This window comes from Yersinia bercovieri ATCC 43970 (genome assembly GCF_013282745.1).
Lineage (GTDB): Bacteria > Pseudomonadota > Gammaproteobacteria > Enterobacterales > Enterobacteriaceae > Yersinia > Yersinia bercovieri.
This window is the reverse complement of sequence record NZ_CP054044.1, coordinates 248,296-274,416: the sequence shown is the minus strand read 5'-3', so window position 1 is coordinate 274,416 and position 26,121 is coordinate 248,296. Positions and strand designations below refer to the sequence as shown.

Below are 26,121 nucleotides of genomic sequence, written 5' to 3'. Positions count from 1 at the left end.
ATTCAAAGTTTGGTTTTTTGGCCGCTGGCATCAATGAATGCCAACTAAGAATGCTTCCTGCTATTATTATGATATGTTTCAATCAGTGGATAATAACCTCCGGTTGGAATCTTCCTTGTTATTTCGGCACTGTTTTGATTATTCGAAGCGCAAAATAATAGCTTAAGTGATCAGTCGACAATTAATCACCTTGATAAAGCAATAGCAAATAATAAGTGGGCTAATTCATAGGCTAAGCCTCTCGGTAATGAGATTACGATAGTTAAATCTTGTGGTTAGGTTGAATGGTAAGGATTATATCTGTTATTCAAGCTCGATGTTTTTTACTGCTTTATCGATGTAGATCAATTTCATCTGTTAATTATTTTATTTCTGACCTGGCTTTTTTTGATTTACCTCATCTAAATCCGATATTTGTCACATAAATACTTTAAAGTTCTAATCAATGAATAGAAAATTAGTCATTACTACTAAAGAGGGGCAATATTACCCATATTAATGTTTAGTGCTACGCTTAATTGCTTGTTGAATCTGTCTCTGACAGGCAATGACCTATATTCGCTAGCTAATTTGTCCAAGGATGATACATGTCTAAACGTCTATGGCTCCGCAATACCTTACTGACCGCCACTTTATTGAGTGCATTATCTATTTCGGTCAGCGCTGCAACCCCCCACACACTACAACTGGCTATCGGTGATGAACCAACCGAAGGTTTTGATCCCATGTTAGGGTGGAGTCATGGCAGCTATTTGCTACTGCACAGCCCCTTGCTGAAACAGAATGAAGATCTTAGCTGGAATAGTTTTTTGCTGAGTCAGTATAAGAGCAGTGACGATGGTAAAACCTGGTTACTGACACTCAAACCCGATCTTAAATTCTCTGATGGCTCGCCGCTGACAGCCAAAGATGTGGCCTTTACTTACAACAATGCCGCTGCCAGTGGCGGGAAAGTTGATATGGGTAACTTCCTCAGTGCCGAAGAGATCGACCCGCTCAATGTACGTATCCAACTGAAAGCCCCACAAAGTACTTTTGTGAATGTATTGGGTTCACTGGGGATTGTTTCAGCCGATAAATACGATGCTAAAACATATGCGCAAAAACCTATTGGTGCCGGCCCCTACCGCTTAGTCAGTTTCCAACCCGGTCAGCAGATGATTGTGGAGGCGAATCCTTACTATGCGGGGAGTAAAAACGATTTTGACAAGTTGATTTTTGTCTTCCTTGATGAAGATAGCGCCTTCGCAGCAGCACAAAGTGGGCAATTAGGTGTGGTACGTATTCCCCCATCAATGGCGGCAGGCCCGGTCAATAACATGAAGTTATGGGTCAGACCAAGTGTCGAAAACCGTGGCATTGTGTTCCCGACCACGCCAGCGGGTAAAAAAGATGCCCATGGTGACCCCATTGGGAATGATGTCACGGCTGATATTGCGATTCGCCGGGCGATTAACTACGCCATCAACCGCCAGCTACTGGCCTCGCAAATCATGGAGGGCCATGCTATCCCGGCCTATACCGGCGTGCAGGGGCTACCATGGAATAATCCAGATTCGGTCATCAAGGATGGTGATAGCGAAACAGCCAAACAGATTTTGGAGCAAGCTGGCTGGAAGCTGAACCAAGAGGGCATTCGGGAAAAGAGTGGTGTGCCAGCAAAAATAACCCTTTGGTATGCCAGTGGTGATACTACGCGCCGTGATTTAGCGCAGGCCGTTCGCTCGATGCTAAAACCTATCGGCATTGATGTTGATTTAAAATCAGGCAGTTGGGAAACCGTAGAGCGAAATATGCATGCCAATCCCACCCTGTTTGGCTGGGGCAGTTTGGACCCAATGGAGCTGTACCATCACTACAGCAGCAAAGCGGCGGGCGTGGAGTATTACAATCCGGGCTATTACCAGAATCCGGTGGTAGATAAACATCTGCAACAGGCACTGGATGCCCCCACTTGGGAACAAGCGGTGCCATTCTGGCAGCAGGTGGATTGGGATGGAGCCACGGGGGCTGGCATTCGTGGCGATGCGGCCTGGGCATGGTTGCTGAATATTCAGCATACATATCTGGCTAATAATTGCGTTGATTTAGGTAAGGGGGCGCCAGAGATCCACGGCTCCTGGTCTCTGCTCAATAGCCTCGATAGTTGGAAATGGATTTGCCAGTAATGAAGGGCATCTCGTTTTTTGCTCTGCGCTTAATTTGCCTGCTGTTGGTCACCGCGGTGGGCACCTTTACGCTACTGAGCTTCTCCCCCGTCGATCCCATCCGCGCCTACATTGGCAGTGAGCTGCTACATGTACCACCGGAGCAATATCCGCTGATTGCAGCGCGGTGGGGGCTGGATTTACCGCTATGGCAGCGATTCCTACACTGGTTTAGCCAGGTCGTACAAGGGGATTTGGGCTATTCGATGCTGTACAACGCGCCGGTTTCACAGGTGATCGGCGAGCGGTTTGCAACCTCATTCGCGTTACTGCTTTCGGCGTGGTTGTTCTCAGGTATTGTTGGGTTACTGCTGGGGCTAACGGCGGGGCGCTATCTCAATCGCTGGCCAGATCGTGCTATCTCATCGCTCTCCTATTTGCTGGCCTCGCTGCCCACCTTCTGGATTGGTCTATTGCTGCTGTCACTGTTCGCGGTAAAGCTGAATTGGGCACCGATTTGTTGTGCATGGACACCGGGTAGTAACGCCGAGACCGCCGGTTGGGGCGACAAACTGCACCATCTTATTTTGCCGATGCTAGCTCTGGGGCTATTGGGGGTCGGCAACATCGCCCTGCATACCCGCGCCCGGGTGGCCGAGGTGATGAACAGTGAATTTATTCGTTATGCACAAGCGCAGGGGGATAAAGGCTGGTCGTTGGTGAATTTCCATATTTTACGCCATGCGATAACCCCGGCACTTTGTCTGCAATTCGCTTCAGTGGGGGAGCTGTTGGGGGGATCGTTACTCGCTGAAAAAGTCTTCGCCTATCCCGGCCTAGGGCAGGCGACTATTGATGCCGGGCTACATGGTGATATTCCGCTATTGATGGGGATCGTGATGTTTTGCGCCATCCTGGTTTTCTGCGGTAACAGTGTGGCCAATGTCCTGTTACACCGTCTGAACAGGGGGGCCGCACGGCCATGATGACTTATAACCCGAACCGGGCGTTGTTCCGGCTGTTTGTCTCAATAGCACTATTATCCATTCTGATCATTTATGGGTGGGCCATCTATCCCGTTGACGTTCCAATGGATTTGATGGCTCGTCGTCAGCCGCCATCGATGATCTACTGGTTCGGCACTGACAGTTTAGGGCGTGATCTGTGGCTGCGCTGTTTTCAGGGCATGACCACCAGCTTGCAGATTGGCCTAATTGCCGCCTTTGCCAGTGGCTTGTTGGCGATGCTCACCGCCAGTCTATGTGCGGTGAATAAAACGCTGGATTATCTGATTCGTGGGCTGATTGACAGCATGTTAGCACTGCCACATTTGCTGCTGTTAGTGCTGATTTGCTTCACCTTGGGCGGCGGAAAACAGGGGGTTATTCTGGCGGTGGCATTCACCCACTGGCCCAAACTGGCCTTGATTCTACGGGCGGAAATTTTACGTATTCGTGAAACTGATTATGTGATGCTTTCTCATCGGCTGGGTAACAGTAATTTTTACCGCTGGCGTCATCATCTGCTACCGTTATTACTACCGCAGTGGATTGTTGGCACCCTATTGATGTTCCCCCATGCGGTGTTACACAGCGCAGCACTCAGTTTTCTCGGCTTTGGGTTGTCACCTCATGAGCCGTCATTGGGGATATTATTAGCCGATGCATTACGCTATCTGAGTAGTGGGGCATGGTGGCTGGCATTTTTCCCCGGATTGATTTTGGTGGGATTAGTGCTGATATTTGACCAGTTTGCCCGATCACTGCAACAGCTCTGGGTGAGGATAACCTGATGTTGAAATTTGAAAGGTTTGCCATTGATGTTGCCCATTACCGCTGGTTAGGGCGAAAAACCTGGCATCCTCTGCTGAGTCACATTTCACTGGAGGTGAATCCGGGGGAGTTGGTCGCGTTAGTGGGTGGCAGTGGTGAAGGTAAAAGTCTGTTGCTGCAAAGTGCGCTGGGGTTGCTGCCGGATAATATGCGCTGTCATGGCGAGATTATCCTGGATGGCGAGGTGTTGTGTGCTCGCGACAAAATTGAGCAGCGTGGCAAAACCCTGTGCTATGTCCCCCAAGGGGTCAGCGCCCTAAACCCCTTGATTAAAGTGGGGTCGCAAATGACCCGCGCAGCACAGCTCAGTGGTGTAAAACTGCGGCTGGAAGATGTCGCCATGCAGCTGCAAACCTACAATTTGGCACCGGGGCTGGTTCACGACTTCCCACGTCAACTCTCTGGCGGGATGGCAAAACGTGTCCTGACCAGCTGCGCAACACTGACCCATGCCCGCTATATTCTGGCCGATGAAGTGACCTCCTGGCTAGATGATGACCATGCCTGCCAGTTACTCACCCACTTGCGGGCTTTTTGTCAGCAAGGGCGCGGCATTTTGTGGGTCACTCATGATTTGGCGCTGGCGGCCCGTTTTGCCGACAAAATTGCGGTATTGCATAAGGGGGAATTGCACGAAACACTCAGTGCGGATGAGCTGAAAAATAATGGCGGTAGCCCGTGGTTACAATCGCTATGGGCGGCACTGCCGGAGCAGCAATTTGTCAGCCAGAAACTATCGTCGACGGAGGTAGCAGAGTATGTTTAGTGTCGACAATCTGACCATTGATCAGGGGGGAAGACGGCTGTGGGATTCTATCTCCTTCTCTCTCAAAGCGGGGGAGCGATTGGGCATCTCCGCCCCCAGTGGCTTTGGTAAAACCACCCTTGGTCGGGTGCTGGCACAGTGGCAATCAGCCACCTCAGGGCAAATTTTGCTCGGGGGGGCACCGCTGGCGAAAAAAGGGTATTGCCCGGTCCAACTGGTGCCTCAGCACCCGGAACAGAGCTTCAATCCTTACCGCACCACGGGAGATAGCCTGCATGATGCCTGGCGGCCAGATAGCTACTGGCTTGAGCGAATGGCGGTGAATCCCGATTGGTTGAAACGTCGGCCGGATGAGCTATCTGGCGGGGAGTTGGCCCGTATTGCGCTGCTGCGAGCGCTGGACCCGCGCACTCGTTATTTGATTGCTGATGAAGTTACCGCGCAACTGGATGCACATATTCAGGCGCAAGTCTGGCACGTGTTATTGGCTGAAGCGGCTCACCGCCCGCTCGGATTAATTGTTTTTAGTCACAATAAGGCCTTATTAGAAAAGGTGTGCTCACGGATATGGATACCTGCACAAGAAAATGAAACTTCTCTTTATCCAGGCAGTAAGGTTAAGCCGCATCTTGGTTTGGCAATGGTAAAAACAGGGTAGGGTTATCTAGCGAAAAATAAGAGGAGATCAAGATAAGCCTAACGGGAGAATAATAATTCTGCGTGATAATAAGCTGACGCGAACTATGATTTTTAGCTTATTGTTTTAAATGCATTGATTAAGATCATATCCTTACTTTTGTGAATAAATGCTTGCCAAAGGTAGGTTGGGTTAACTTTAGTTGTAACAAATATAAACTAGCTGATATTAACTATCATTATATTGATTTTAATCGATATTTTTATTGGCTATAGCGCATTTTTTATTAAATTTCTAATTAATGATGTGTTTTCAGTGTTTTGGTCTATATTGGTTAAAGGCTCTATTTTTATAGCAACCCATTGATTTATCGTTATCTGTTACAGAAGTGTTATACCGAAATCCAGTTTTAAATAAAGGGATTGATTAGCTATGACATTCGCTATTGAAGGCAAACGATTAATTGATTTACTCATTTGTGGATCACTGTGGATAAATGCAGTGACATATTTTTGTTTTAGTAAAAAAATATTAATGAGCAATCATTTTTTATTGATTGGAATAGCTAAAAGCGGTAAAAAAAACCCATCCAAACAAATCATCATACAAACTAATCTGACGGGGTGACCTCGATAAAACACGACTGTCGTTATTATCAACAACAGTGTGATCGGTGGCTATTCGTCTTTTTTCAGTAAATTGTTTTTCTCACTTTCACTTTCTTAACACGATACAGGAGGGCTTATGCAGCTCACCCCAAGAGAAGTTGAAAAGCTTATGATTTACACGCTGTCTGATGTGGCGTTCAAACGCAAAGCGCGTGGCTTGAAACTCAATTATCCGGAAGCCGTTTCTATTATTACAGTGACTGCAATGGAGGGGGCCAGAGATGGCAAATCCGTAGAGGATGTGATGAAAGAAGCTAGTAAAGTTCTTACCAAAGATGACGTGATGGATGGGGTAGCTGATCTAATTCCCAATGTTCAGGTTGAAGCGATTTTTACTGACGGTAGCCGTTTGGTCACGGTGCACGATCCTATTAAATAACCGATGGCAACATGCGAGTAAAACCTGAACTGATTATTGCAGAGGATTAAAGCATGAGCGCAAAGAAAGGCACTAAAACATCAACAGAAGAGAATACCCCTCTGGGCGGCTGCATTTTAGCCGATACCCCCATCACTTTTAATGAAAATAAGCCGGTAACCAAAGTGAAAGTGCGAAATACCGGTGACCGGCCCATTCAGGTGGGTTCACACTTCCACTTCTTCGAGGCTAACCGCGCACTTGAGTTTGACCGTGCTGCGGCTTATGGCAAGCGGCTGAATATCTCCTCAACTACCGCCATCCGTTTTGAACCCGGTGATGAGACCGAAGTTCAGCTGATTCCCTTCGGTGGCAAGCAAACACTGTATGGTTTTAACAATCTGGTGGATGGCTGGACTGGCGAAGGCGTGGTGCCGAACAGTGAGCGCCCGGATAAGCTCGAAGCTATCCGCCGTGCGGCGGCGCGTGGTTTCAAATCACCTAAATAACACGTTATTTATTGAGTAAATCATCGAAATTCGCATACGTGTGATGAAGAAATCCGTTACACGCACCGGAAAAAGAAAGGAGCGACAGATGCCTCAAATTTCTCGGCAAGAATACGCGGGTCTATTTGGCCCTACCACGGGCGATAAAATCCGCTTGGGTGATACCAATCTATTTATCGAAATCGAAAAAGATCTGCGTGGATATGGTGAAGAGTCAGTTTACGGTGGTGGCAAGTCATTGCGTGACGGGATGGGGGCCAATAACCATCTGACCCGTGATAATGGCGTGCTGGATTTAGTGATTACCAACGTCACTATTGTGGATGCTCGCCTTGGGGTGATTAAAGCCGACGTCGGTATTCGCGATGGCAAAATTGCCGGTATTGGCAAAAGTGGTAACCCTGGGGTGATGGATGGTGTGACACCTGGAATGGTGGTGGGGGTCAGTACCGATGCTATTTCCGGTGAGCATTTAATTCTCACTGCGGCCGGTATTGATAGCCACATTCATTTGATCTCACCGCAACAGGCATACCATGCATTATCCAATGGGGTCGCCACCTTCTTCGGCGGCGGGATTGGCCCAACGGATGGTACTAACGGCACCACAGTGACACCTGGCCCATGGAATATCCGCCAGATGCTGCGTTCAGTTGAAGGGCTGCCGGTTAACGTGGGGATTCTGGGCAAAGGTAACTCTTATGGCCGTGGCCCATTACTGGAGCAAGCTATTGCCGGTGTTGTGGGCTATAAAGTCCACGAAGACTGGGGTGCAACTGCTAATGCCCTGCGCCACTCTTTGCGGATGGCGGATGAGATGGATATTCAGGTTTCCGTGCATACCGATAGCTTGAATGAATGTGGTTATGTGGAAGATACCATTGATGCCTTCGAAGGTCGCACTATCCATACCTTCCATACCGAAGGGGCCGGTGGGGGCCATGCGCCGGACATTATCCGCGTCGCCAGCCAGATGAATGTGCTACCAAGCTCCACTAACCCAACCCTGCCCTATGGTGTCAACAGTCAGGCCGAGTTGTTCGATATGATCATGGTGTGTCATAACCTCAACCCGAATGTGCCCGCTGATGTCTCCTTTGCTGAAAGTCGCGTGCGCCCGGAAACCATTGCGGCAGAAAACGTCCTGCACGATATGGGGGTTATCTCCATGTTCTCCAGTGATTCACAGGCGATGGGCCGAGTCGGGGAGAACTGGCTGCGCATTATGCAAACGGCCAATGCGATGAAAGCCTCGCGCGGCAAACTGCCAGAAGATGACGCCAACAACGATAACTTCCGCGTGCTGCGTTATGTGGCGAAAATCACCATTAACCCGGCTATCGCGCAGGGCGTCAGCCATGTCATCGGTTCGGTTGAAGTGGGCAAAATGGCTGATCTGGTGCTGTGGGACCCGCGCTTCTTTGGTGCCAAACCTAAACTGGTTATCAAGGGCGGCATGATCAACTGGGCGGCCATGGGTGATCCAAACGCGTCATTGCCGACACCTCAACCGGTGTTCTACCGCCCAATGTTTGGGGCCTACGGTAAAACTATGCAAGACACCTGCGTTACCTTCGTCTCTCAGGCCGCGCTTGATGATGGGGTGAAAGAGAAAGCGGGGTTGGATCGTCAGGTTATTGCGGTTAAAAACTGCCGAACCATCTCCAAGCGGGATCTGGTGCGTAATGATCAAACGCCACACATTGAGGTGGATCCAGAAACCTTTGCGGTAAAAGTGGATGGTGTACACGCCACCTGTGAGCCAATTGAAACCGCATCAATGAACCAGCGCTATTTCTTTGGTTAATTGATAAAACGGGGTTAATTGATCAACCGGGGCTGATTGATAAATCAGGTGAGTCTGGACGCTAATCCCACTGATATCAGGGCCAGTCGATTACAGAATTCAGCTTGCCCATGGTAAGTGTCATCTAGCCTTTGGATGGGGCGACCAACAATGGCTGGGATATGTGGCACAGAAATGGATTTCATTACTGTGGGCAACTGACCACTCGCAATGGATAGATGCAAGGAGCCGCAACATGATTTTGATAGAGCACATTTTGGGTAATGTGAAAAAAGATCCGGTTTGGCGGGAGAGACTCAAAGGGGCCACTTTTGACTTCCTGGTGCTGGATCAGCGGGAAGCGCAAAAAAGTCGCTGCCGTAAATCCAGCACTCAAGGTCTGGATTTGGGAATTTCTCTCGATCGAAACGTGGTACTTGCTGATGGTGATGTGCTGTCATGGGATGAAAAAACCAATGTTGCCGTCATCGTGCAGATCAATTTACGCGATGTCATGGTGATTGATCTGAGGGAGTTAAAAAAACGTTCAGCGGATGAACTGATTAAAACCTGCTTTGAGTTGGGACACGCGTTAGGTAATCAGCACTGGAAAGCCGTCACCAAAAATAACGAGGTGTATGTCCCGCTGACGGTTGCCACCACCATGATGGACTCCGTCATGAGAACCCATGGTTTTCAGCATCTCCCTTTCCGTTTTGCTAAGGGGGCGGAGATTTTACCTCTGCTGAGTAACTCTGAAGCTCGGCTGCTGTTTGGCGGCGCGGAGGAGAGCGACACTCATGTTCATGTCGCCAGCCCCTTAGATGAACCCCATGGTTCCGGCTTACATGTGCACGCCATTCATTCTCATGGCCATAGTCACAGTCATGACCATGATCATGATCACAACCACGACCACGACCATAAACATAAACAGTGATCCGGACAGAGGAGGGGCAGCGCAATGAATGCATCAGATCTGATTCGGATTATGCAATTTGGTGATTCGGTACTGCCGGTCGGGGCCTTTACGTTTTCCAATGGTGTGGAGTCAGCCATTCAAACAGGCATCGTCCATGATGTGGCGACCCTAAAAGGCTTTGTGTTGACAGCATTGAAGCAGGCTGCCAGCTGTGATGGCATGGGGGTTATCGCGGCCCACCGCGCCGTGATGGCCGATGATCGGGACGGCATTATCCGCGCCGACTGGGCGGTGAATAACCGCAAATTAAATGAAGAGAGCCGCCTGATGGCGACCCGCATGGGGAAAAAATTGGCAGAAATGTCTATCCATGTGGTGGAGCACCCGCTAATTAGCTGGTGGCTGGAACAGATAAAAAATGGCAATACCGCCGGGACTTATCCGGTGACTCAGGCCGTGGTCATGGCCGCGCAGGGGATCGGGCAGCGGGAAGTGGTGGTGATGCATCAATATGGGGTGGCAATGACAATATTAAGTGCGGCCATGCGCTTAATGCGCGTGACCCATTTTGACACTCAGCACATCCTGTTTGAGTTGAACCATGACATTGAGAAGTTCTGCGATATTGCCGAAATTGGCGATATCGACCAGATGTCGTCTTATGTGCCCATTGTGGATGTATTGGCGGCGGTACATGTGAAAGCCCATGTTCGCCTATTCAGTAATTAATCGGTTAGCAAACCACTGATTAATAAAAGTGCATGCTGAGTACTGGGTTTGCTGTAAACCCAGTACCGACCCAAATCAGATTAAAATGAAGAGGATTATCCTGTGAACAGCCATTCAACCGATAAACGCAAAAAGATCACCCGCATTGGTATTGGTGGCCCGGTAGGTTCAGGTAAAACCGCCATCATCGAAGTGATCACCCCCATTCTGATTAAGCGGGGCGTTAAGCCACTGATTATTACCAATGATATTGTTACCACCGAAGATGCCAAACAAGTAAAACGCACGCTGAAAGGCATTTTGGATGAGGAGAAGATCCTCGGGGTAGAAACCGGCGCTTGCCCGCATACTGCGGTGCGCGAAGACCCGAGTATGAACATTGCTGCGGTGGAAGAGATGGAAGAGCGCTTCCCTGATAGCGACCTGATTATGATTGAAAGTGGCGGCGACAACCTAACACTGACCTTCAGCCCGGCGCTGGCTGACTTCTATATCTATGTCATTGATGTGGCTGAAGGGGAGAAAATCCCGCGTAAAAATGGCCCCGGTCTGGTGCAGGCCGATATTCTGGTTATCAATAAAATTGACCTTGCCCCCTATGTGGGCGCCAGTCTGGATGTGATGGAGAGTGACACCAAAGTGGTTCGTGGTGAGCGCCCTTATATTCTGACCAACTGTAAAACCGGGCAGGGTATTGAAGAGCTGGTGGACATGATTATGCGCGACTTCCTATTTACCCACGTACAGCCTGAAGGAGCAAACGCATGACATCCCAGAGCCAGAATATCGTGGAAACGCCTTCACGGGTTCGAGCTCACGCATTAGGCATTAACGCGCCGGAATTAGCGAAATATCAGGACGAGCCGGCGCAAATGCGTAGCGGGGCCGTAGGGAAAAGTGGCTATCTCAAACTGAGATTTGCCAAACGTGGGCAGCGCAGTGTTTTGGCAGAAATGGAAAGACGGGTGCCATCTTTGGTGCAAAAGGCGTTGTACTGGGACGAAGAGATGCCCGAGCTACCTTGTGTCACCATGATCTCGACGGCAGGGTGCATTTTACAAGGGGATCGGCTGGCAACCGATGTGCATGTGGAGGCCGGAGCCTGCGCCCATGTCACCACCCAGTCAGCAACCAAAGTTCATATGATGAATGCGAACTACGCGGCGCAAATACAGAATTTCACGGTAGAGGAGGGCGGTTATCTGGAATTTATGCCGGACCCGCTGATTCCGCACCGCAATTCGCGCTTTATTACGGATACCACTATTCATATTCATCCGACGGCGACGGCGATTTATTCAGAAGTGCTGATGTCCGGGCGCAAATATCACCATGCGGAAGAGCGCTTTGGCTTTGATGTTTATTCATCCAAAGTGGTCGCCCATAATTTGGCAGGAAAAGAGCTGTTTGTTGAGAAGTATATATTGGAACCTAAAGTTGAGAGCCTGGATGCCATTGGGGTCATGCAAACATTTGACTCATTCGGCAACGTTATTTTATTAACTCCGAAGGAGCATCATGACCGTATTTTGGCGCGGGTTCCTGCGCGCTTTGATATTAAAGGCGGCATTGCCAGTGGGGCAACACGTTTACCCAATGATTGCGGCTTGGTATTTAAAGCACTGGGTATTGATAGTGCCGGTGTTAAAGCCGAAATTCGCCAATTCTGGAAGATAGCGCGTGAAGAAATTCTCGGTATTACATTGCCGGAAAAATTTTTGTGGCGCTAGGTGTAAGCCAAAAATAGTGCTGTTACCGCTGATAGGCTGCAACTTCATGTCAGAAGGATAAACATAATGAATGCAAAAACCGGCAATTTATCTGGCTGGGCGCAACTGAGTAGTTCGAATGTTTTCATTGAATTTATCGATACCACACTGCGCGGCTGTGCTCAGGTTATGTTCCAAAATAATCCACTCACAGGGCTACTCTTTTTTATCGCAATATTTGTTGGCGCTTATGGTGAGGGGAATCCGGCGGTCGCTTATGGTTGTGTATTGGGTACAGTTATTGCCACCTTAACGGGGCTAACCATGCGCGATCGTAAATCATGGCGGGCTGGGCTATATGGTTATAATGGCTGTTTAGTCGGCGCGGCACTGCCGACTTTTTTGGTCGTCACGCCGATACTTTGGGCTTGCATTATCTTGGGCAGTATCGTGTCGGTTATTGTCACTGCCTGTATTGCCGATATTTTAAAAACCTGGAAAGTCGCAGCACTGACAGCGCCTTTTGTCTTAACTACCTGGATGATACTGCTAGGCAGTTATGCATTTGCCGGTTTGCACAGTAGCGGATTACCAACGCCAGCCTTACCGCATCAACTTATTTTGGATGGCAGCAACTTTTTTGCGCAAAGTAATATTTTTGTCAGCATGTTTAACGGCATTTCACAGGTCTTTTTATTCAGTAGTTTGATTGGTGGTATTTTATTTGTTATTGGCTTAGCCGTTGAATCGCTATGGGCTGCTATTTTTGGCGTCTGTGGTGCATTATTAGCGATCCTGACAGCCGCTCTCCTTGATGCAGATCACCAGAGTATTAATGCCGGGCTCTATGCTTTCAGTGCGGTATTAACGGCTATTGCATTAGGCTCTACATTTAATAAGCCCAGTTGGCGAGTTCTGGCTTACACCATTGTCGGGGTTATTTTCACGGTCATCGTCCAAGGGGCGCTAAATACTTTACTGTCGCCGATTGGCATTCCGACATTAACCATGCCATTTGTTTTGGCCTCGTGGTTATTCCTGGTGCCGAATAAAGATGTGATGCCTGCGCATCGACAATAACGATTTTATTCTGGAGTACAAACATGACGACAGGAATAGAGAGAAGTAGCGCCTTTGGCAATCGGGAAACTAAGCTTCGTGCTATCTACTTGCTGATTGGCTTATTGATTGTTAATGGGCTGGCGTGGGTTTGGGCTTTTACGGAATTTAATGATAATGCAGTATTGATGGGGATGGCGTTTTTGGCTTATAGCTTTGGCCTTCGTCACGCCGTTGATGCGGATCATATTGCTGCCATTGATAACGTCACTCGCAAATTGATGCAGCAAGGTAAAACCCCGATTGCCGTCGGAACATTCTTCTCTCTCGGCCATTCAACCATTGTGATATTAGCATCACTGGCCATTGCTGCGACCGCCATGGCATTTAAGAATAATATGACTTGGTTTCATGAAACCGGCGGTTTGATCGGCACACTGGTTTCATCTGTATTCTTGTTATTGTTTGCCTTCCTTAATTTAACCATCCTGATTTCAGTGTACAAAAAATTCAAGCAGGTCAAAGCGGGTCATGTGTACAAAGATGAAGAGCTTGATCTGCTGGTGACGAATAATGGTGGCCTACTCGCCAGAATTTTTAAGCGAGTATTTAATATGGTCAATAAAAGCTGGCATATGTACCCGGTGGGTTTTTTATTTGGCTTGGGTTTTGATACTGCCACTGAAATTGGAGTGTTAGGGATCTCAGCTGCCAGCGCAACCCATGGTATGAATCTGTGGTCGATTATGGTGTTCCCAATCTTATTTGCTGCCGGGATGGCATTGATCGATTCACTTGATAATTTTGTGATGATTGGCGCTTATGGTTGGGCTTTCTCTAAACCGGTGCGCAAACTATATTACAACATCACTATTACAGCAGCTTCAGTTATCATTGCTTTCTTTATTGGCGGTATTGAAGCATTGGGATTAATATCAGATAAACTTAACTTGACCGGTGGAATTTGGACGCCAATTAATAATATCAGCGAAAACTTGGGCGAGATAGGCTATTGGATTATTGGTATGTTTATACTGTGTTGGTTAATTTCGGCTATTAACTATTATGTCCGTGGCTACGATAAATTAAGTATTACTCGATAGGATTTTATTACCCCAAAATATAAGATGCCCATTAGTCGTTATGGCCAATGGGCATCTTACTTACTGCGCTACATTTGACAATTACATATTGTGTTTCTTAGCGAAATTTAAAATATCCTGTTTCATTTCAGATAATTTACTTTCAGGCGACTTTTTGCACACCTCAACGACCTTTGGTGTCACGATGGTATCTGTTTCGTGTAAATCAACATAATCGCCATGCTTATATTGAGTATCATCATTCAATACCCAATACACAACAGGAGTTAATGACTTAGGGTTCAGATCCAGGAACTCTTTGCAGGTCATATCACTCGGGGTAGTTCCTGTTGCGCTAGTGGTTGTTGCTGCAAAGGTTGTTGCCGCAGCGGAAAGGAGTAAACCAGTCAATGCAATATTACGAAGTGATTTGTAGGACATGCTTATTTCCTTATTTATCTGTTAAATACGGTTAGATATTTGTAACATTAAATTAAGGGTGATGAATATCACTCAAGGATAAGAACTCCAGCGTATTATATGCCAGAGAACAACTATATTATTGTTTATGAATAGAATTAATGCCAATAATTCTATTTGTTTTTTTACAAATTATTGAGTATCGATAACTTTACAGGGTGTAAAACTAGCTTTCAATAAAATCAATACATTAAATATTAACGTCTGATGATTATATTGGATCTTAAATCCGATTGCGCCGCGTGAATATTAGATGACTATCAGTGCATGCAACTCTCGCCGTATTCAGTAATGTTATCTCTTGATTTTAGTCAAAAATAGTCTGGTTCTGCCATGAAATATCTCATTTTTTATCTATACTTAATCTACCTATAACAATTTTAGTCACTCTATTGATGAAAATATTACAGGAAATTAAGACTAAGGTATCAATACCACTTTTGTTGGCTATTTTGGTGGCCATTAATGGGTGTCTGGTGTTAAGCCCTGTGCTTCTCCGGGCGATCTCTCATTCAACTGATGCGATAAACAATTTCAGTACCTGGAAGGAGGCGCTTAGTTTTCTTGATTTATTTGAAATTCCACAATTTATGATCGGTGTGCTATTGATACTGATGGCATTTGCAGTGTCGATGAAAATCCGTACGGCATGGTTCCTTACGGTGTTATTACTGTTTACTCTCGTTGCTATCAATATATTTATTCTGAGAGATCAGAATAAATTGACGACTTATTCTCTTATCGTCGTTGTCGCGCTGCTATTTTATTGGCGTGAGTTTGATCATTACAGTCTCGGTAGTGCGACATTCTTTGCGATCGCAAGTATCTGTTCCTTAATCGTCTATAGCATGTTGGGCACACTTTACATGGGCGATGAATTTGCACCGGTAGTGACTGATTTACCGACTGCATTCTATTTCGCGATTGTCTGTATGTCGACGGTGGGCTTCGGGGATATTATCCCGCATACCACTGTGGCGAGAATGTTCACTCTTACGGTGATTATTGCTGGTATTACTGTTTTTGCGACTTCAATTGCTTCGATTGCCGGCCCGATAATCAGTAATAATATTAAACGCATAGTTAAAGGCAGGATTACTCACGTGGAACGTAAAAATCATTTTATTATTGTTGGTTCCAGTTCTTTGGCGCTGAATGTCTATAATGGCCTGCGTGACCGAGGTGATGATGTCACAGTTGTCTGTGCCGTCGGCAGCCAACACAATTTCCCTCCTCATGCAGATGTTATCGAGGGTGATCCCTCTTCGGTAGAAACATTGAAACTGGCCGGCGCGGCCAAGGCAAAATATATTATTGCATTGTGCAACAGTGATGCCGACAACACCTTTACCATTCTGGCCGCCAAAGAAATTGCTGGTGAAGGCACGAAAACATTGGCATTAGTTAATGAAACGCAAAATATGGAAAAAGTTAAACGGGTTAATCCTGATATGGTGTTCTCACTCCCCTTACTCGGCAGTGAACTGCTGGTTAGAACCCTGAATGGCGATACCATCAATAATTCCCTGATTACGGAAATGTTCTTTGGTAAATGCCAAAAATTAGATTAATTATGGCGAGTTTTTATCAGTAATAGCAGATAAAACACCCTCGGCAGTGAGGGTGTTGTTTTTCTTCTTGGGACGATAGTCAGTTTTTTATTTATTCAACGGCTGCTTGTGGATCTTTGGGTTTCTCTTTTGGGCCGATCATTAAACCCAATTCAACCGCAATAAAACCAACGATTAGGCTAGTGACTAAATAGCAGATTGAGATTAACACCCCGGTTGGATTTTTCATCATCTCGACTGCGCCAAATACAAAGCTGGAAAATGTCGACAGCCCGCCCATAATCCCAGTTCCTACCATTAGATGTACATATTGGTTAATTTTGTTTTGTTTAAACCAAGAGGTCGCCAGCCCCAATAAAAAGGCGGCAATGATATTAGCAACAAAAATATCCATGGGGAATCCATCGGCCAGTCGCGGCACTGACAGCATAATGAACTCGCGACACATGGCACCAAATGCGCCACCGACAAAGACGAGAATAATAAGATTCGGCATAATAGTGCTCTCCGATTAATAAGCCAGCCAAGCGCCAAATGCCGCTGCGGCTAGACCTACCAGAACAGAAATAATCAAATACCCAGCAGCAATGGCTCTACCACGTATAGTCGCCAATTTTGCCGCATCTAATTGCATGCTACTGAAGGTGGTATAGCCACCTAAAATACCGGTTAATACCGCAGCATTCATTAAGTCACCATAGCGGTCACGCCAGTCAACGTTAAAAAGAACACTCAGATAACCAATAATAAATGCACCGGAAATATTGATCAGAAAAGTGCCGAGCGGGAGATTGCCTTTATATACTCTGCCGACGCCCAGCCCTATCCACCATCGTAAAAGTGAACCGATGCCGCCACCCAGTCCTACCCACATTACATCTATTGCTGTCATAACAAAGCCCTCAATGGCTATTCGTTAGAGTCGGAATAATTGTAGTACAAATAAGCTGAGGCGATTAGCCAACCGTAATGCTTATTTTCAGTAATTTACCGCCACTTTCATTGGTTAACAGGTAAAGATAGCCGTCAGGTCCAATGCGCACATCGTGAATATGTGCGCTGCTAGCTCTTGAAGAGTAGAAATGCACTTTGCACCACGAATAAAGCCGTGACACTGAATCACTGTCAATGTGGGAAAAGTTCGAATGAGACGATTCTCAAACCGATAAGAATCCCTAATTTATCCTGCCATAAGTTTCAATGTATTTTTATTGCTGCATCTTGTTCTACTGTCATTCGCGAATAAAACTAACCATATGAAATGCAAATGAATTAAACTTAATTCGCCGAGCAAAAAAATAACCATTTTGCGATAACCATCACATTGTAATCGCTTAGAAATGTGAAGGGCATCAATATCAAAAGTCAATTAGAGACGATTATAGTGGTATGTGAATTACTGACTTGGCTATCAACGCCGTATACTGCCGACAACCAGAAACAATGGGCTGGGCAAGGGGCACGATAAAGTACAGATAAAGGGAATTCACCATTGCACTGGCATATAAATAACTTGTTTCTTTTGAACATCAAAAGGTGTTGGGTATGGAAAAGAAAAAAATTTATCTATTTTGCTCTGCCGGTATGTCCACCTCGCTACTGGTTTCCAAAATGAAAGTACAAGCAGAGAAGTATGAGGTGCCAGTTATCATCAATGCTTACCCGGAAGCGCTGGCGGCAGAGCATGGTGCTCAAGCAGATGTGATCCTACTAGGGCCGCAAATAGCATATATGTTGCCCGAAGTTGCCAAAATGTTCCCCAATAAGCCAGTTGAGGTGATCGACGCGCTTCTATACGGCAAAGTCGACGGTTTAGGGGTATTAAAAGCAGCTGTAGCCGCAATAAAAAAAGCAAAACAATAAGGGGAGCACTGTGAGCGCATTTATTAATTCTCTGGAGAAGGCTATTTTGCCTTTTGCGATTAAGATTGGCAGACAGCAACATATCAATGCCATCAAGAACGGATTTATCCGGCTGATGCCATTAACCCTGACGGGGGCCATGTTTGTTCTTATCAATAACGTATTTTTAAGTTTTGGTGAGGGGTCATTCTTCTTTTCAATGGGGGTGCGGTTAGATGCTGATACCATTGCCACGCTCAATGGTTTGAAAGCGATAGGCGGCAACGTCTATAACGGTACTCTCGGCATCATGTCGTTAATGACGCCATTCTTTATCAGTATGGCCTTGGCTGAAGAGAAGCGAGTCGACCCTCTCGCCGCCGCTCTACTGGCTATTGCCGCTTTTATGACGGTAACCCCGTACAGTGTTGGTGACGCCTATGCGGTGGGGGCCAATTGGCTGGGGGGGGCGAATATTATCTCCGGTATTATTATCGGTTTAGTGGTCGCAGAAGTTTTTACCTTTATTACTCGGCGCAACTGGATCATCCGCTTGCCGGACAGCGTTCCAACCTCAGTTTCCCGCTCCTTCTCTGCCTTGATTCCGGGCTTCGTCATTCTTTCCATTATGGGCGTACTGGCCTATACCCTCGGGTTATACGGCACTAACTTCCACCAGATCATTATGGACAGCATTTCAGCACCGCTATCAAAAATGGGCAGTGTGGTAGGTTGGGTGTATGTCATGTGCTCCTCACTGTTATGGTTCTTCGGGATACATGGCGCGATGGCACTATCTGCACTGGAAAGTGGCATTATGATGCCGTTTGCCTTGGAAAACGTAGCTACTTATACCCAATATGGTTCAGTCGCGGCGGCATTGGCAGCGGGCAAAGAGTTCCATATGTGGGCCAAGCCTTTTGTTGACTCCTATATCTTCCTGGGCGGAACCGGGGCAACTCTTGGGCTGGTTATTGCTATCTTTATCGGCTCCCGCCGTGAAGATTATCGTCAGGTCGCAAAACTGGGGGCGCCGGCGAGTATTTTCCAAATTAATGAACCTATTCTGTTTGGCTTACCGGTCATTATGAACCCGCTATTTTTCATTCCATTTATTCTGGTTCAGCCGGTCTTGGCAATCATCACTTCAATTGCATATTACACTGGCTTTATTCCGCCAATCACTAATATTGCGCCGTGGACCATGCCAGTAGGCTTGGGGGCATTCTTTAATACCAACGGTAGCATTGCCGCGATGTTATTAAGCTTGTTCAACTTAGGTGTCGCCACACTGATGTATCTGCCGTTCGTGATTATTGCCAATAAGGCGCAGAGCGAAATTGATCGTCAGGTTGAAAGTGAAGAAGATATTGCGGATAGCTTGAAGTTTTAATGAATACCCTGTTTTAGCGTACTGGTCTGGAGGCTGGAATGAAATATCAATTTCCCGATGATTTTTGGTGGGGTAGTGCCACCTCTGCAACCCAATCTGAAGGGGCGTCATTGCAGGATGGCAAGAGCAAGAATATCTTCGATTATTGGTATGAGATTGCACCAGAGCGTTTTCATGGTCAGATTGGCCCAGAAAACACCTCCACCTTTTACGATAATTATCAGCAGGATATTCTGCTGCTAAAACAGCTCGGGCATAACACGTTCAGGACGTCGATTTCATGGTCGAGACTGATCCCAAGTGGTGACGGTGAGCTTAACCCCAACGCCGTCACCTTTTATAACGCGGTGATCGACAGTTTATTGGCGAATGGCATTACGCCATTTATCAATCTCTATCATTTTGATATGCCACTGTGTATGCAGGAAAAAGGGGGCTGGGAAAGTCGCACCGTTGTCGATTCCTATGCTCGGTATGCCAAAATCTGTTTTACCTTGTTTGGTGATCGGGTAAAACATTGGTTCACCTTCAACGAGCCGATTGTCCCGGTTGAAGCTGGCTACTTAGGCCATCAACATTACCCTTGCGTGGTTGATTTTAAACGCGCGGTGACCGTGGCCTATCATAGCGTGTTGGCACATGCCAAAGCGGTAGAAAACTACCGAGAACTCAAGCAGGACGGTGATATTGGGATTATTTTGAACCTCACACCGACCTATCCTCGTTCCGACAGTTCATCAGACCAGGTGGCCGCCAACCATGCAGATCTGCTGCTCAATCGCAGTTTTCTCGATCCGGTCACCAAAGGGGCTTACCCAGAAGAACTGATCCGGTTATTGCGCGATCACGATCTATTGCCATCGACTGAATCGGGTGATTGCGAGCTAATTGCGAGTGGCGTCATCGATTTATTGGGGGTTAACTATTACCAGCCCCGAAGGGTTCAGGCGAAAGATATCCCAACCCCTAAAGGGCAGGTGAGAACGCCGGAAGACTTATTTAGTTTCTATTCAATGCCCGGGCGGAAAATTAACCCACATCGTGGCTGGGAAATCTATGAAAAAGGGCTGTATGACATCCTGACAAATCTGAGAATAAATTATGGCAATATTCCGTGCTATATCTCAGAGAATGGCATGGGGGTTGAGGGTGAGGAGCAGTTTATTAATTCATCCGGTCAGGTAGATGATGAGTATCGGATTGAGTTTATCCGTGACCATTTGAAATGGCTGCATCAAGCATTACAAGAGGGTAGCAACTGCAAGGGTTATCATTTATGGACCTTTATTGATTGCTGGTCTTGGCTTAATGCTTACAAAAATCGTTATGGATTTGTTCGGTTAAATCTGGCAAATCAAACGCGGGTCATCAAGAAAAGTGGCTATTGGTTTGCGGATGTCGCAAGGCAGAATGGCTTTAATTAACGGAGTAACAGTATGTTTGATTTAGATAAAATCGTTGAAGATGTGCAACCCACTGATGAAATGGAAGATGTGATCATGGGGTTGATTATCAACGCAGGGCAAGCCCGAAGTCTGGCTTATAAGGCGCTGAAGCAGGCAAAAAGTGGTGATTTTGCCCAAGCAGATGAGTTGATGGCGCAATCACGCCAGGCTCTGAATGAGGCGCATCTGGTTCAAACTAAGCTCATTGAATCCGATCAAGGTGAAGGGAAAACCAGAGTAACATTAGTCTTAGTACATGCTCAGGATCATTTAATGAACGCGATGCTGGCCAGAGAGTTAATTACTGAGCTGATTGAGTTACACCAAAAGTTACGATAAAACGGGTAAACTTGTTAGCTATTTCGAACGAAAGAGTGAAGGTAAATAAGATGGAAGTCAGGTTAGTACGTCAAAAAGACTTTTTTAACGGAAAAGAGTTTCATCTATTTATTTATAACAAAACGGAAAGCGCAACGGGTCTACACCAACATGACTATTATGAATATACCCTGATATTAACTGGGATGTGTTATCAGGAAATTAATGGTAAGCGGGTCTTCTTAGAACGCGGCGATGTTGTTTTTATTCCCATTGGTTCTCATCATAAAAGCGCCTATGAATTTGGTGCGACACGTATATTAAACGTTGGTATCAGCAAAACCTTTTTCGAAGAGCACTATTTTCATCTGTTATCGCGGCCTATTGTGGCCTCGCAAGCCTATCGCCTAAAAGGTGATTTCCTTTCTTATATTGAATCAGCCATTTCTGCACCGCACTTTAGGGAAGATGAACTGACTGAATTGGTCGAGCTATTGACATTTTATGTCACCAACCGCATCAGCCACTATAAAGAGAGTGAGGTCAACGACGATATTCCCCTATGGCTAAAAACCAGCATCGACAAAATGCACGATAAATCGATGTTTGGTGAGAAAGCCTTGGTGAATATGATTGAGCTTTCCGGCAAAACCCAAGAGTACTTGACCCGTGCGACCCGACGTTATTACCAGAAAACGCCGATGCAGATTATCAATGAAATAAGAATCAATTTTGCTAAAACCCAGCTTGAAGTGACGAACTACTTAGTTTCAGACATTGCCTTTGAAGCGGGTTACAGCGACACCACATTATTTATCAAAAACTTCAAGAAACTGACCTCTTTTACGCCAGGAAACTACCGCAAGAAATTCAACTGCGTCAGAGAGGGGTTATCCGATTAGTTTCTGGCTAGATATTACCTGCCGGAACCGCTTACAAGGCATCCTCAATGGAAAAGTTACTTATTGTTAATGCTGATGATTTTGGTCTATGCAAAGGACAAAATTATGGAATCATTGAAGCATTTCGCCATGGTATTGTCTCATCGACCACGGCAATGATGAACTGCGCGGATATTCACCACGCGGCAGAGTTGAGTCAGCAAAATCCAGCATTGCCCGTCGGGATGCATTTTGTGCTGACCTATGGGCGGCCGTTAACCGCGATGCCTTCTTTGGTTGATGCTAATGGGCTATTGGGCAAAGGTTTGTGGCAACGTGCTGAGGCCGGCGCGCTAAATTTGGCTGAGATTGCGCAAGAGTTGGCTGCTCAGTTTGATAAATTTGTCGCTATTTTTGGTCGTTCGCCGACACATATCGACAGCCACCACCACGTACATATGTTGCCGCAGATCTATCCGCTGGTTGAAGCTTTCGCTCGCGAAAAATCACTCGCGTTACGAATTGACCGTCATGAAGCGCAGCAACAGGGTATCTCGCTCAATGAACCACATAGCACTGAATGGTTTGATGCTGGCTTTTATGGCGAAGCGCTAACGGAACAGACATTCTTACAGCTGTTGGACCACGCTGACCAAAAAGGGGTTAGCTCGCTGGAAGTTATGTGCCATCCGGCTTTTATTGATAAAATTCTGATGACCAGTGGCTATTGTTATCCACGGCTGACCGAGCTGGAAGTACTGACTTCGCCGACATTAAAGCGGACAATTGAACAGCGTGGTTATCGGTTGGGATCTTATTTGGCGTGCTGAGTGGTAATTTCTCTTGTTATCCATCTCTAGGGCAACAAGAGAAATTGTTTTGCCACGAAAAACGCTAAAGCCGTGGTCAGTTTTAGTTGACCACTACAATACAAGAATAAAAGCAATACACTTCAAACTGATAATGATGCGGAAACAGATCAGCTCTGGCTGGGGACGGAGCTATTGTGCTCCCTATTGATGAACACTCAGAGGTATTTGCAACGCCCGCCCTGGCACAGAGCGGACAGTCCATGACTAATATCAGCTGATCTGACGGGCATTCCACTCATCGCGGGTGATTTCCCACAGATCAGAGTCCAGCTGGCCGCTGACATACTCTTTCTTATCCGTCCTGATGAGTCGCATGCCGCTACTGGCTGAAATACGCTGGGAGCGGCTATTGACAGCTGCCTTCGGAGCACGCAACACCGGCTTATTCAGCGTATTAAACCAGTAATCCGTAGCCGCAATACTGGCCTCACGCATATAGCCCTGCCCCTGATATTCCGGTGCCAGCCAGAATCCGCGGTTATTATCCTCAACGTCATAAAGACAGATTAAACCCATGAGGTAGTCAGGCGCCTCACGACGTCTGATAGCCCAGAACCAGGCAATTCCTTTCTCCATATCTGGCAGTACAATGTTATTGACGTAATTCTCAGCACCGTTATCAGGATAGGGCCATGGTACTGAGGCGACCATATAGCGAACTATCTCCCAGCGCGGAAAGAGCTTCTGAATCTGAATTGCATCTTCTGCAACCAGCGGTTTTAAACACAGTCGTTTTGTTGTTAGCGTGGGTATCGTCATCCATGGATCTCCTTTTGAGTAATTCGCTTATTTTTACCAGTGATTCCAGCGACTCCGCTCTCTCTTTTGGCAAAGCTTATTTCTTAATTTTGTTTTTAACCCATTTGGTAGGATTGCGCCAGTTTACGCATTGATTCCCCCTGAGCTTAATTCGATAGTGTCTAACACCACCCCAATGATTAATGCAGTGGGGGATTAACAACATCAGATTATGGCACCGAGCTGACTGTCAGATCTGATTTAGCCCAGAGTACAATGAGTGTCAGAGTAAGTATGAACGAATACAAAAAACGCATAAAAAGCTATTCGTTACGAATTTTACCCACTATTATGATAAGAGTGGGTTGTGCAGTAGCGCTTACCCAGTCAAATAAACCTCGCCATCGTGCGGGGTTTTGTCGTTTATTGGGTGCAAAAAAAACTTACTCCCGCTTATCTTGGCAAGGGGTGCCAATAGGTGAACACCGGGGAAAGCTTTACTGCCAGTTGTCATATTATTGTTTAAGTTAATTAATGTTTTTAAAGTTAAATTGAGTGACTAACTCATTAAAATTAATAAATTTATTTATAATGGCGCTTATTCGTAATAGTAATTTTAATAAACTATCTAATTGTGTTAATGGTTTCATAAGCTAGAGTTAATATGTAACCAACTAGCCAGTACCACGGGCAGGCCCCCGTAACGATGCCTCTCGCTTCAGCCCAACCTAACCGGTAGGGCTTTTTTGTTTCTACATTCGCCTGAGCATCACTGAATGACGGGTTCATATCCCAATCTATTCAGGACATTGTTGCAGCAGTGGTTGGTGCTCAGCCGAATGTGGTGAATACGCGACCAGCCCGTCCGGGCGGGGGAGATATGAAAATGAGCAATAGAACAACAGCGGTCTCCTATACCGTGTCGGGTGGACTATTCAGTCAGTCTACGGGGTATAACTCCCTAACTGTAATAACCCGCGTTTATAAATCCTCACACCTGTATTTGGTGGGGATAGCTGTACCAAAAAACACGATAAGAATATAACTATATGTTATTTAATATTAAAATTTATATTCATCGACCAACAATTTATTTTCTGATATATAGACTAAGGAATGTCAGTCGTTTTTAAGGATGAACAGGCAATGAGAGTAAGCGAAGAAGCGCTGTTAAGCTCTGGCTTCAGTCATACAGAACTTCAGAAAATTAAAAATAACGTAGAAAGCTATGGTGGAACCCTTGGGGAAGCCATTCAAGACTTAGCCAAGCGCTTTATCATAGCTATATGTGTTGTTAGCAGTTGCCTTGCTGTATTTCTTTTCCTGGTGATGTTCGGAACTACGGAAAGTATCTTTTCTGGTGGAATTGGTCTTCTTTGCGGCATTGCTATCGCCACTTTTATACAACCGCCAGTACTTTCTTATAAGTCTTGGCGATACTGCCGAACTAATAAAACTTAATTGGTGGTGTTATCCGTCGCCAGAAGATCGAAAATCACCTTCGCTTTAATACCATAGCCAGCAATTTTCATCGTTAATTTAGGCCTGCTCATCGTATCAACCTTTCTGTAATAGTCACGGGGAAGCCAACGAAATAATCTCCAAGCCTCTGGTTTCCTTGCTAACCCCAAAATACCATAAACGCCAGCGCTTAACGTGATTGCATTATAAAAAGCCAGACCGGATTCTGGTTTAAACCCCATAAACTGAGCTGCTTCCATGGCCTCATTAGCAAAGATACCTTCTGATTGTGATTGTTTGCCATAATGAAGGTGGCTGGCTTCTTTTGTTATTCCATTAACACCATCCATGAAGAGAATCGCACCAGCAAGAACCCCAAGTGGGGTCATTGTTGACATCATTATCATTCCGCCGAATAGAGCTGCACCGGAAACAACAATATGTACAACTGAAATAACATACCCGACAATTTTATTATTTTCCCGGACAAACTCCACTTTGGCGTAAAGTTTCGCGGTTTCCATCCGCAACATCCGGTCCTGCGCCTGAAGGTTTTCCGTCTCCGCTCTCAGACTTTGTATGCAGACCATACACTCTTCGTCCGATGTAGCACGTCGCGCGGCAGCGAACTGTTGCTCAACAACTTCCTTTATTTCTTGGATAAAATTCATTTGGGTCAGACTATCACTAAGGTGGGAAGCGGACAGCGTGTTCGCGATATTAATTAGCTTACGGGCCTCCAGGTTCACCATCGTTTCTGACCAACTTGTAATCCTGCCACCTGACCGCATCCTTGAAAGCAACGTCGCATCCATTTCTTTATCTCCCTGTGTTTATTGACTCATCCGATAATACGACATTGTTTTTCGTTCAAGCATATGGTGTTTTATCTGGCTACTCCTAATGATTTAAGCTC

27 protein-coding genes are annotated in these 26,121 nt (G+C 46.2%); 22 read left to right on the top strand and 5 right to left on the bottom strand.

The window, feature by feature from the left end; genetic code table 11:
- Positions 1 to 587 precede the first annotated feature (587 nt).
- The 14 genes from HRK25_RS01340 to HRK25_RS01275 all read left to right on the top strand — a co-directional run bounded on the left by HRK25_RS01340 (position 588) and on the right by HRK25_RS01275 (position 14,225).
- Positions 588 to 2,168, top strand: a complete 1,581-nt coding sequence (locus HRK25_RS01340) for an ABC transporter substrate-binding protein (protein WP_005275961.1) — start codon at positions 588 to 590, stop codon at positions 2,166 to 2,168.
- Positions 2,168 to 3,133: an ABC transporter permease gene (locus HRK25_RS01335; protein ID WP_072083940.1), complete on the top strand. Its 966-nt coding sequence runs from the start codon at positions 2,168 to 2,170 to the stop codon at positions 3,131 to 3,133. The genes HRK25_RS01340 and HRK25_RS01335 overlap by 1 nt, the downstream gene beginning before the upstream one ends.
- Positions 3,133 to 3,939, top strand: a complete 807-nt coding sequence (locus HRK25_RS01330; RefSeq protein ID WP_032898230.1) for an ABC transporter permease — start codon at positions 3,133 to 3,135, stop codon at positions 3,937 to 3,939. The genes HRK25_RS01335 and HRK25_RS01330 overlap by 1 nt, the downstream gene beginning before the upstream one ends.
- Positions 3,939 to 4,745 (top strand): ATP-binding cassette domain-containing protein, encoded by an 807-nt coding sequence (locus HRK25_RS01325; protein ID WP_032898214.1) that lies wholly within the window; start codon positions 3,939 to 3,941, stop codon positions 4,743 to 4,745. Before HRK25_RS01330 ends, HRK25_RS01325 begins: the two co-directional genes overlap by 1 nt.
- The gene (locus HRK25_RS01320; protein WP_032898215.1) at positions 4,738 to 5,403 is read left to right on the top strand and encodes an ATP-binding cassette domain-containing protein; all 666 of its coding nucleotides are present in this window, start codon (positions 4,738 to 4,740) and stop codon (positions 5,401 to 5,403) included. The genes HRK25_RS01325 and HRK25_RS01320 overlap by 8 nt, the downstream gene beginning before the upstream one ends.
- A gap of 723 nt (positions 5,404 to 6,126) precedes the next feature.
- On the top strand, positions 6,127 to 6,429 hold the full coding sequence (locus HRK25_RS01315) for an urease subunit gamma (RefSeq protein ID WP_002215288.1): 303 nt from the start codon (positions 6,127 to 6,129) through the stop codon (positions 6,427 to 6,429).
- Between the two features lie 53 nt (positions 6,430 to 6,482).
- Positions 6,483 to 6,917, top strand: a complete 435-nt coding sequence (locus tag HRK25_RS01310; protein ID WP_005275974.1) for an urease subunit beta — start codon at positions 6,483 to 6,485, stop codon at positions 6,915 to 6,917.
- A gap of 88 nt (positions 6,918 to 7,005) precedes the next feature.
- Positions 7,006 to 8,724, top strand: coding sequence for an urease subunit alpha (locus HRK25_RS01305; RefSeq protein ID WP_005275976.1), 1,719 nt, complete (start codon positions 7,006 to 7,008; stop codon positions 8,722 to 8,724).
- 235 nt (positions 8,725 to 8,959) lie between these two features.
- The gene (gene ureE / locus HRK25_RS01300) at positions 8,960 to 9,643 is read left to right on the top strand and encodes an urease accessory protein UreE (RefSeq protein WP_032898219.1); all 684 of its coding nucleotides are present in this window, start codon (positions 8,960 to 8,962) and stop codon (positions 9,641 to 9,643) included.
- A 24-nt stretch (positions 9,644 to 9,667) separates the two neighbouring features.
- Positions 9,668 to 10,354 carry an urease accessory protein UreF gene (locus HRK25_RS01295; RefSeq protein WP_005275987.1) on the top strand — a complete coding sequence of 229 codons (687 nt, stop codon included), beginning with the start codon at positions 9,668 to 9,670 and terminating at the stop codon, positions 10,352 to 10,354.
- Between the two features lie 102 nt (positions 10,355 to 10,456).
- The gene (gene ureG / locus HRK25_RS01290) at positions 10,457 to 11,122 is read left to right on the top strand and encodes an urease accessory protein UreG (RefSeq protein WP_005275992.1); all 666 of its coding nucleotides are present in this window, start codon (positions 10,457 to 10,459) and stop codon (positions 11,120 to 11,122) included.
- Positions 11,119 to 12,084, top strand: coding sequence for an urease accessory protein UreD (locus tag HRK25_RS01285; RefSeq protein WP_032898221.1), 966 nt, complete (start codon positions 11,119 to 11,121; stop codon positions 12,082 to 12,084). Before ureG ends, HRK25_RS01285 begins: the two co-directional genes overlap by 4 nt.
- Positions 12,085 to 12,150: 66 nt before the next feature.
- On the top strand, positions 12,151 to 13,143 hold the full coding sequence (gene yut, locus HRK25_RS01280) for an urea transporter (RefSeq protein WP_005275998.1): 993 nt from the start codon (positions 12,151 to 12,153) through the stop codon (positions 13,141 to 13,143).
- Positions 13,144 to 13,166: 23 nt separating this feature from the next.
- The gene (locus HRK25_RS01275) at positions 13,167 to 14,225 is read left to right on the top strand and encodes a HoxN/HupN/NixA family nickel/cobalt transporter (RefSeq protein WP_005276000.1); all 1,059 of its coding nucleotides are present in this window, start codon (positions 13,167 to 13,169) and stop codon (positions 14,223 to 14,225) included.
- 81 nt (positions 14,226 to 14,306) lie between these two features.
- Here HRK25_RS01275 and hdeB read toward each other — a convergent pair whose 3' ends face one another.
- Positions 14,307 to 14,645 carry an acid-activated periplasmic chaperone HdeB gene (gene hdeB, locus HRK25_RS01270; RefSeq protein WP_032898223.1) on the bottom strand — a complete coding sequence of 113 codons (339 nt, stop codon included), beginning with the start codon at positions 14,643 to 14,645 and terminating at the stop codon, positions 14,307 to 14,309.
- 434 nt (positions 14,646 to 15,079) lie between these two features.
- Between hdeB and kch the strand changes: the two genes are divergently transcribed.
- Complete coding sequence (gene kch / locus HRK25_RS01265) at positions 15,080 to 16,255, top strand: voltage-gated potassium channel protein (protein ID WP_032898225.1); 1,176 nt, start codon at positions 15,080 to 15,082, stop codon at positions 16,253 to 16,255.
- Between the two features lie 91 nt (positions 16,256 to 16,346).
- On the opposite strand, the gene crcB is transcribed toward kch, so the two are convergent.
- Together crcB and HRK25_RS01255 are read right to left on the bottom strand one after the other, a co-directional pair.
- Positions 16,347 to 16,751: a fluoride efflux transporter CrcB gene (crcB, locus tag HRK25_RS01260; protein WP_005276012.1), complete on the bottom strand. Its 405-nt coding sequence runs from the start codon at positions 16,749 to 16,751 to the stop codon at positions 16,347 to 16,349.
- A gap of 15 nt (positions 16,752 to 16,766) precedes the next feature.
- Positions 16,767 to 17,147: a fluoride efflux transporter FluC gene (locus tag HRK25_RS01255; protein WP_032898227.1), complete on the bottom strand. Its 381-nt coding sequence runs from the start codon at positions 17,145 to 17,147 to the stop codon at positions 16,767 to 16,769.
- A gap of 653 nt (positions 17,148 to 17,800) precedes the next feature.
- On the opposite strand from HRK25_RS01255, the gene HRK25_RS01250 reads away from it, so the two are divergent.
- Genes HRK25_RS01250 through chbG form a run of 6 tightly spaced genes read left to right on the top strand, consistent with a single transcriptional unit; the run spans position 17,801 to position 22,964 of the window.
- Positions 17,801 to 18,118 (top strand): PTS sugar transporter subunit IIB, encoded by a 318-nt coding sequence (locus HRK25_RS01250; protein ID WP_005276021.1) that lies wholly within the window; start codon positions 17,801 to 17,803, stop codon positions 18,116 to 18,118.
- Positions 18,119 to 18,128: 10 nt separating this feature from the next.
- Positions 18,129 to 19,490: a PTS N,N'-diacetylchitobiose transporter subunit IIC gene (gene chbC / locus HRK25_RS01245; RefSeq protein WP_005276023.1), complete on the top strand. Its 1,362-nt coding sequence runs from the start codon at positions 18,129 to 18,131 to the stop codon at positions 19,488 to 19,490.
- A 38-nt stretch (positions 19,491 to 19,528) separates the two neighbouring features.
- Complete coding sequence (locus tag HRK25_RS01240) at positions 19,529 to 20,914, top strand: glycoside hydrolase family 1 protein (protein ID WP_005276026.1); 1,386 nt, start codon at positions 19,529 to 19,531, stop codon at positions 20,912 to 20,914.
- A gap of 12 nt (positions 20,915 to 20,926) precedes the next feature.
- A complete protein-coding gene (gene chbA, locus HRK25_RS01235) occupies positions 20,927 to 21,274 on the top strand; it encodes a PTS N,N'-diacetylchitobiose transporter subunit IIA (protein ID WP_005276029.1) in 348 nt (115 codons plus the stop codon).
- A gap of 50 nt (positions 21,275 to 21,324) precedes the next feature.
- Positions 21,325 to 22,155 (top strand): transcriptional regulator ChbR, encoded by an 831-nt coding sequence (gene chbR / locus HRK25_RS01230; protein WP_005276033.1) that lies wholly within the window; start codon positions 21,325 to 21,327, stop codon positions 22,153 to 22,155.
- A gap of 47 nt (positions 22,156 to 22,202) precedes the next feature.
- Entirely contained in the window at positions 22,203 to 22,964 is a 762-nt protein-coding gene (chbG, locus tag HRK25_RS01225; protein WP_005276036.1) for a chitin disaccharide deacetylase, read from the top strand.
- Positions 22,965 to 23,216: 252 nt separating this feature from the next.
- Here the strand turns inward: chbG and HRK25_RS01220 are convergent, their stop codons facing one another.
- The gene (locus tag HRK25_RS01220) at positions 23,217 to 23,765 is read right to left on the bottom strand and encodes a GNAT family N-acetyltransferase (protein ID WP_005276039.1); all 549 of its coding nucleotides are present in this window, start codon (positions 23,763 to 23,765) and stop codon (positions 23,217 to 23,219) included.
- Positions 23,766 to 24,890: 1,125 nt separating this feature from the next.
- Here HRK25_RS01220 and HRK25_RS01215 point away from each other — a divergent pair.
- Positions 24,891 to 25,205, top strand: a complete 315-nt coding sequence (locus HRK25_RS01215; protein ID WP_032898228.1) for a hypothetical protein — start codon at positions 24,891 to 24,893, stop codon at positions 25,203 to 25,205.
- Here the strand turns inward: HRK25_RS01215 and HRK25_RS01210 are convergent.
- Positions 25,202 to 26,020 carry a DUF4225 domain-containing protein gene (locus HRK25_RS01210; RefSeq protein ID WP_099460461.1) on the bottom strand — a complete coding sequence of 273 codons (819 nt, stop codon included), beginning with the start codon at positions 26,018 to 26,020 and terminating at the stop codon, positions 25,202 to 25,204. The two genes, HRK25_RS01215 and HRK25_RS01210, sit on opposite strands and share 4 nt — an antisense overlap.
- Positions 26,021 to 26,121: the final 101 nt, after the last annotated feature.